General features: G+C 34.9%; 4 protein-coding genes and 1 pseudogene. 1 reads left to right on the top strand and 4 read right to left on the bottom strand.

The window, feature by feature from the left end; genetic code table 11:
- A pseudogene (locus H6G74_RS31935) lies at positions 1 to 108 on the top strand (IS982 family transposase); the annotation flags it as partial.
- A gap of 203 nt (positions 109 to 311) precedes the next feature.
- Here H6G74_RS31935 and H6G74_RS23190 read toward each other — a convergent pair.
- The 4 genes from H6G74_RS23190 to H6G74_RS23175 form a co-directional block, all read right to left on the bottom strand.
- Positions 312 to 689: a KGK domain-containing protein gene (locus H6G74_RS23190; protein ID WP_190969898.1), complete on the bottom strand. Its 378-nt coding sequence runs from the start codon at positions 687 to 689 to the stop codon at positions 312 to 314.
- A 292-nt stretch (positions 690 to 981) separates the two neighbouring features.
- Positions 982 to 3,447 carry a dynamin-like GTPase family protein gene (locus tag H6G74_RS23185; protein ID WP_190969897.1) on the bottom strand — a complete coding sequence of 822 codons (2,466 nt, stop codon included), beginning with the start codon at positions 3,445 to 3,447 and terminating at the stop codon, positions 982 to 984.
- Positions 3,448 to 3,625: 178 nt separating this feature from the next.
- Positions 3,626 to 4,756: a mechanosensitive ion channel family protein gene (locus H6G74_RS23180; RefSeq protein WP_190969896.1), complete on the bottom strand. Its 1,131-nt coding sequence runs from the start codon at positions 4,754 to 4,756 to the stop codon at positions 3,626 to 3,628.
- Positions 4,757 to 4,761: 5 nt separating this feature from the next.
- On the bottom strand, positions 4,762 to 5,853 hold the full coding sequence (locus H6G74_RS23175) for a mechanosensitive ion channel family protein (protein ID WP_190969901.1): 1,092 nt from the start codon (positions 5,851 to 5,853) through the stop codon (positions 4,762 to 4,764).
- Positions 5,854 to 6,000: the final 147 nt, after the last annotated feature.

The following is a 6,000-nucleotide window of genomic DNA, read 5'->3' as shown; positions in this document are numbered from 1 at the left end:
CATGTTGCCGCTAAAATCACCAGTCATACTCTACGCCTTTTTCTGCGTCAGCGTTTTGGTATTGATGTGCTTACTTTTGAACAGCATCCTCTGGCTTCATTCACATAAGGCGTTTTATTATATCTTCTACCATTTTCTAAAAACCCGCCCTTGAAAGATGGGTTAGGTGGGATCTGGATGTACTTAAAGTCACAGCAGAAAACTTTTCAAACAACCTCTAACAGTCGAAGCATAGTTTAGGAAATTAAAAAAGCACGAATGCCATACTTAGTAAGACTTTTCCTTCCCTACTGCTATATATATTTTATTTCTCAACTTTCCTCCTGAAGCCTACGTCGTAATTCATCCAGTGATGATTCTACTTCAGAAACATCTAAATCTTGACTGTTATTTATTTCCACATCCTCTTCAATATAAAACTCAATGCTGAGTTTAAATTTTATTTTTCCATTTTTCCAATTTTGAGAACCTAATGTTAGGATTTTACAGTCTATCCCTTTATGAGAGAAATAATCACCTGATGGAAATTGAATTCTTTCATTATTTAATTCTTGTTGTAACTTATATGATAGAGACGGATTAGATGATTTACTTACTCCAGACTTAATTTTGCGAATTTTATAAGTGTTATCTCCAATTTCTACAACGTCATCATCATTACATTCTATGGTTTTGAATATATCTTTCATATCAACCTCTATTTAAAAATTAATCATCACCTCGATAGCCACAGATACCCAAATTTTCAAATAAATCAGATATCTTATGATTCACCGATAAATTAGGAAGCACTATCTCACATCGTATGCAACTTTCTCTCAAACCTAACCCCTAACCCCTTACCTACGAGGAAAGGGGAATAGGTAGAGACGTTTCATGAAACGTCCCTACATTGGTAGAGGAGAGGTTTGGAGAGGGGTTTCAAAAATAAGTTGCACATCGCGTTATCTCAGGCTTTACCCTATTTTTATCTGCGGTTAATCAATCTTGAATTTGCACCATCCCATCCAACAAACCATCAGAAATCACCACACCATTACTTGCAGCAATCTTTTCCACAGCATCTAATTCAGTTAAATTAATTACTGGCAATAAATAGTCATATAATTGCATCGCCTGTAAACAACTATTCATTCCCGATACTGCTGTGTTATAACTCTCTATTTTTTGTTCTACAGCACTTAGCAAGCGGCGATTCTGCAAAATTTTCTCTTCGGCTTCGTGTTGCAAAGTCTGTTCTAAATAAACACGCGCTTGGGGGTATTGTTGGAGAATATCATCGGCTTGTTGTTCCGCCATTGGTAACAATTGTGTTTTCAGAATTTGATTGATGGTTTGGCGGAAAGATGTCCGAATGGTATAGGAAACTTTTGGTTCAAAATCTAACTTTAACAATTGCCGAATTGCTGGTTCAGCTTCAATCATACTTTCACAGTCATAACTTTGGGATGTTTGCTGCAAAGTTTGACGAAATTGATAGATAGAAAAAGTGCCTTCATCATAAAATCTGGGACTTTCTCGCACGAAGCGATCGCATTCTACACTTGCTGCACTTACTAAAGCTAATGTTACCTGTTTTTCGATGGCTTTGATGTTTTGTTCAATTCCACCATCATTCCCCAATAAACGATATAACTGACGATAGTATTCGGTTTTGCGAATTGTCTCAATTAAGCGTTGAAAGAAATTTGCTACTACTTGTTCGGATGAATTGACTAAAATATCTTCCAACTGATTGGATAAGTAATAAAATGCTTCGACTAAAATCGCTAGTAATGGTGCAGTTGCATTCCGCAAATGACTCAGTGTTGCACGACGATAAGCGTCAGCCACAGAAAACGTATCTAGCAATTCATCTAAACGCCGAATCATCCGTGATTGTAATTGACGGAAATCAGCTTCAAAGGTATCACAACTATTATTAATGACTTGGTTGATTTCTGCGATAATATGTTGATTGAAATCTTTGCCAATTTCCTGGAGTTGTTGATTGAGTCGCTGTAATTCCTGCGACTTCATCGCCTCAATTTCCCTTGGCTGACTGTCTAAATCTCGATAAACTGACTGATAAGTTTTTTTCAGCTTAATACAAATATCTTCTAAATCATCAGCCAGATTTTGAAACAACATCGGCCGCTTTTCTTCAGTGAGATAGCGGGTAATAGCGGTGCGAAATTCTTCAATACCACTATCGAGAATGAGCTGATTAATTAAAGGTATACCTTGTTCAGACAAAATCCGCAAATAATTTTGATTGGGAGTTTCAAACCCATTCAGAGAAATCCGAAAATTAGTATGGGAAAGCTTACCAGAAGTCACACAATAGTTATTAAATGCGTAGACAAACTGTGGTGTTTCTTCTTCTCCATTCAAACCTTTAACACTTTCCGCAAAGATAGAATCTAAACCAAACCTATTCTGTATACTTGTCTGTTTAATTTGACTGCCATAAAAACCAAGTAAGCCACTGGTTTTATAAATTCTGCTGGTATCTCGAAACTGACTGCTAATTAAATCATCCAATCGCTGCCTTAATTGGGTATTGTACCAAGTTTCGTCGATGCGGTTGAAGACGTAAAAGACGCGATCGCGGATTCCGCCATTTTCCCGCATTGTTTCTAAAAGCAGCGTTTCTTCTTTTGTCATATCACCAGCCGATGCAGGTTTCAGCACACATACCACGGCTGAGGTGTCTGGATGTTGAATTTTAGCGTAAGTTAACTGTGCATCCTTTTCTACAGGTGCATCAATCCCTGGTGTATCAATAATAACGTTACCATCTTCCAACAAAGGATGATTGCAATAATATTCAATTCGCTTTAAAACAGCACTATTACTTCCGCGTCTTGCATATCCTGCGGCTTCTTTTAAATTGGAAAAATTAAATTTTTCCATTGAATAAGTCGCATTATTAACTGTATGAATATGCTCACGGTTTGCTTCATAACCTGCTAACAATAAAGTTAATGCTTTGGCTTGTTTCGCACGTTCCGAACGACTTTCGCCACCTTCCTGTTGTAGAATTAATTCACAACCTTGATTAAGCAAATTAATTACTTCAGCTTGATTGATATTGACTGCTGTTGTAAATCCTAGTTGCTGACATAAATAACTGGCTTGTTCTCTAATTTCAGATTCACTTAAAAATGTTAGTACGACTCTTTCTTTATCTAGTTCTGCATATTCAATTTTGCATTCTGTACCTGTGGCGTGACCTTCTGCACTATACAGTAATTCTCTCTCCAGGAGTGCATTAATTAGCATAGATTTACCTGCACTAAACGCACCCGCAAACACAATTTCAAACTTCGGAGAAATAGCCTTGCCTAAAGAAGTTTGTACAGGGGCAATATCCTGAGAACGTAAAGCAGGTTCTTGCTGGAAAAGTTGTAAGATTAATTCAACTTGCTCTTTTAAATTTGCACATTGAATCGGCAGGCTAGTCATTTTTAATACCCCGAAGATTAAATATATATTAATAATGATTAAATTCGTAAAACCTCAGTAAATCTACTTGTATATAAATTAATTCGCAATAAATATTGGAATTGTAGATTAAATTATAATTGAAAGTCCTGAGTTGCATTAATTACAAAACAATACAGATTACTCATCTGTTTTTTAATTAAATAGTCACAGGTGATTCCACATAAATTGTCGGTTCTTGCAACTTAAATTCAATGCCATGATTAACTAGCTTTTTCGAGATTTTTTCGTTGGCTAATTCTAACAAACGTTTCCGCAATTGCAGAGAATTTTCACTAGAACCCAAAATAAAAAATGTTACTCTTGTGCGGGTTAACTGCTGCTCATCCTGATGATTTAAAAAAGTGATACTAGTACTACCTGGGTCAATTCCAAACAGAGAGTTAGTACTTTCAACAATTATTTGTTGTACTAAGGCTTGTTCTCGCTCTTGTAGAATATGTAAAAAATCGAGGTAAAGTAGCACCATGATTTTTTTACCACGAGTAATATTTTCAATTTCTAAGTTTGCCAAAATTGAATTCGGAATAATAAATAAGGTACTCTTAGCCGCAGTCCTAATTTTGGTTGATCTAATACCAATTGACTCTACTCTACCAAACAAACCTTCGGGAATTTGGCTAGACTTTTGTAAACGAATATATTCCCCAGGTACAAAGGGTCTATCTAAATACAATACAATTGTTCCGAGCAACTGTTCTAAGGTTTTCTGGGCTGCAAAAGCTACAGCTAAACCTCCAATTCCTAAGCCAGTAAGCAAGCCGACTAAATTAAATTTTTGACTTTGAGCAAAAGCTAAAACCGCAATAAATCCAATAATGACATTGGCTAAAGTTTCAAATACCAAGAGTAATTCATCTACTTCTCGACCAAATTTTCTAACTATTTCAATACCATAAAAACGAATAAACTGTCGAAATAGGCGAGAAGATAACCAAGCCAGACTTATAATTACAGCTAAATCTACAATTGGAGATAAAAAATTATAAATAGATTGGTAATCTTCAATCCATGCTAAAGATAATGAAATTAAAATTAAAGTTCCAGTAATTTTAAATAAGTCTCTTAAAGGCTCGACGAGATTATTATAAATACTAGTTACTTGTTGGGGTGCAAATCTCTGCGTAATAATTCTGACAAATTTTGGCGTATATCTCCCTGTTAATAAAGACAGGAAAATGAAACAAAGAAACACACCAAATCGAGATAAAGCTAAGATGGTAGTTTCACGCTGAAAAAAGTTCAGAACGAATTGTGAAATATTTGTCATTATTTCTAAATTGTAATCGGCGAGTCTACATAAATTGTTGGTTCTTCTATATCAAAAGCAATACCATATTCTTTTAAGCACTGAGTCATAGTTTGAGTTGCTAAATCTAAAAGCTGGCGGCGCAATTCCATTGAAACATCACCAGAACCCAAAATAAAGAAGGCAACTTGAGCTTGAGTTTTGTCTATATCTCCATTAATAGTTTTAAAAGTTACTTCGGTATTTCTGGAATCAATACCAAAAATGTCATTAGTACTATCCAGAATTACCTGACGAATTAAGGCACGTTCTTCACTACTAATTGCGCGGTAGAATGTCAAATAAAGTATAGACATGACTTTCTTTGCACCAGTAAAGTTCTCAATATTTAATTGTGTCAAAGCACTATTAGGAACTATCATCACAGTCCCTTTACCAGAAGTTCTAATACGTGTGGATCTCAATCCGATAGATTCCACTCTGCCAAAAGTACCGTCGGGTAATCCGATATAATCATCAATTACAAATGGACGGTCAAGATAAAGAACAATACCACCAAGAATTTGTTCTAAAGTTTTTTGAGCCGCAAAAGCTACTGCTAAACCACCAATCCCTAAACTTGCTAATAACCCTAATATATTAATTTGATGTGTTTGAGCGTAAACTAAAATTGCTACTACAATAATAATGATATTAGCTACCCATCTTAAAAGAATCAGTAACTCACTACTAACTTTTTGTCCACTCTTAAATGCGGCATTTAGTAAATAAAAATCAAAAAAATTCTTGAAGATTTGTGCTGCTAACCAACTACTGGCGATCGCCAAACTTAAACTCACAATAATTTCTAGTGAATTTGTCCAGTAATTATTGGGTAATAATACAACAGTCAGATCAACAATAACAATTAAAAATACAGTAATTAACAAATTTTTATGGGGGTTTAATAATTTTTGATATACATCCTCAATCTGAGGAAAATTACAATTTTGTAATCTTTTTTTTATAAATAAAATTATTGCCCAGCCAATAAAAAATATTCCTACTCCCAACACCAAACCTAATAATCCAAATTTTACTTCTTTATCTGTAAAGATTTTTGCCAAAAAAAACAGCATTTTTCCATCAATTAAATTACCACTCACTCAACTCACACTCAGAGTTGACGCTGACTAGACATAAAATATGCACCTACAGCCATTAACTAGTTTACTATTGTAGTGGCACAAGGCCTAAAATTAATTAGACCTTGTTAATTAATAAAT

The sequence above is a fragment of the Nostoc spongiaeforme FACHB-130 genome, from assembly GCF_014698475.1.
Classification (GTDB): Bacteria; Cyanobacteriota; Cyanobacteriia; order Cyanobacteriales; family Nostocaceae; genus Nostoc_B; species Nostoc_B spongiaeforme.
The sequence above is the reverse complement of the archived record's forward strand: the minus strand, read 5'-3'. Positions and strand labels throughout refer to the sequence as shown.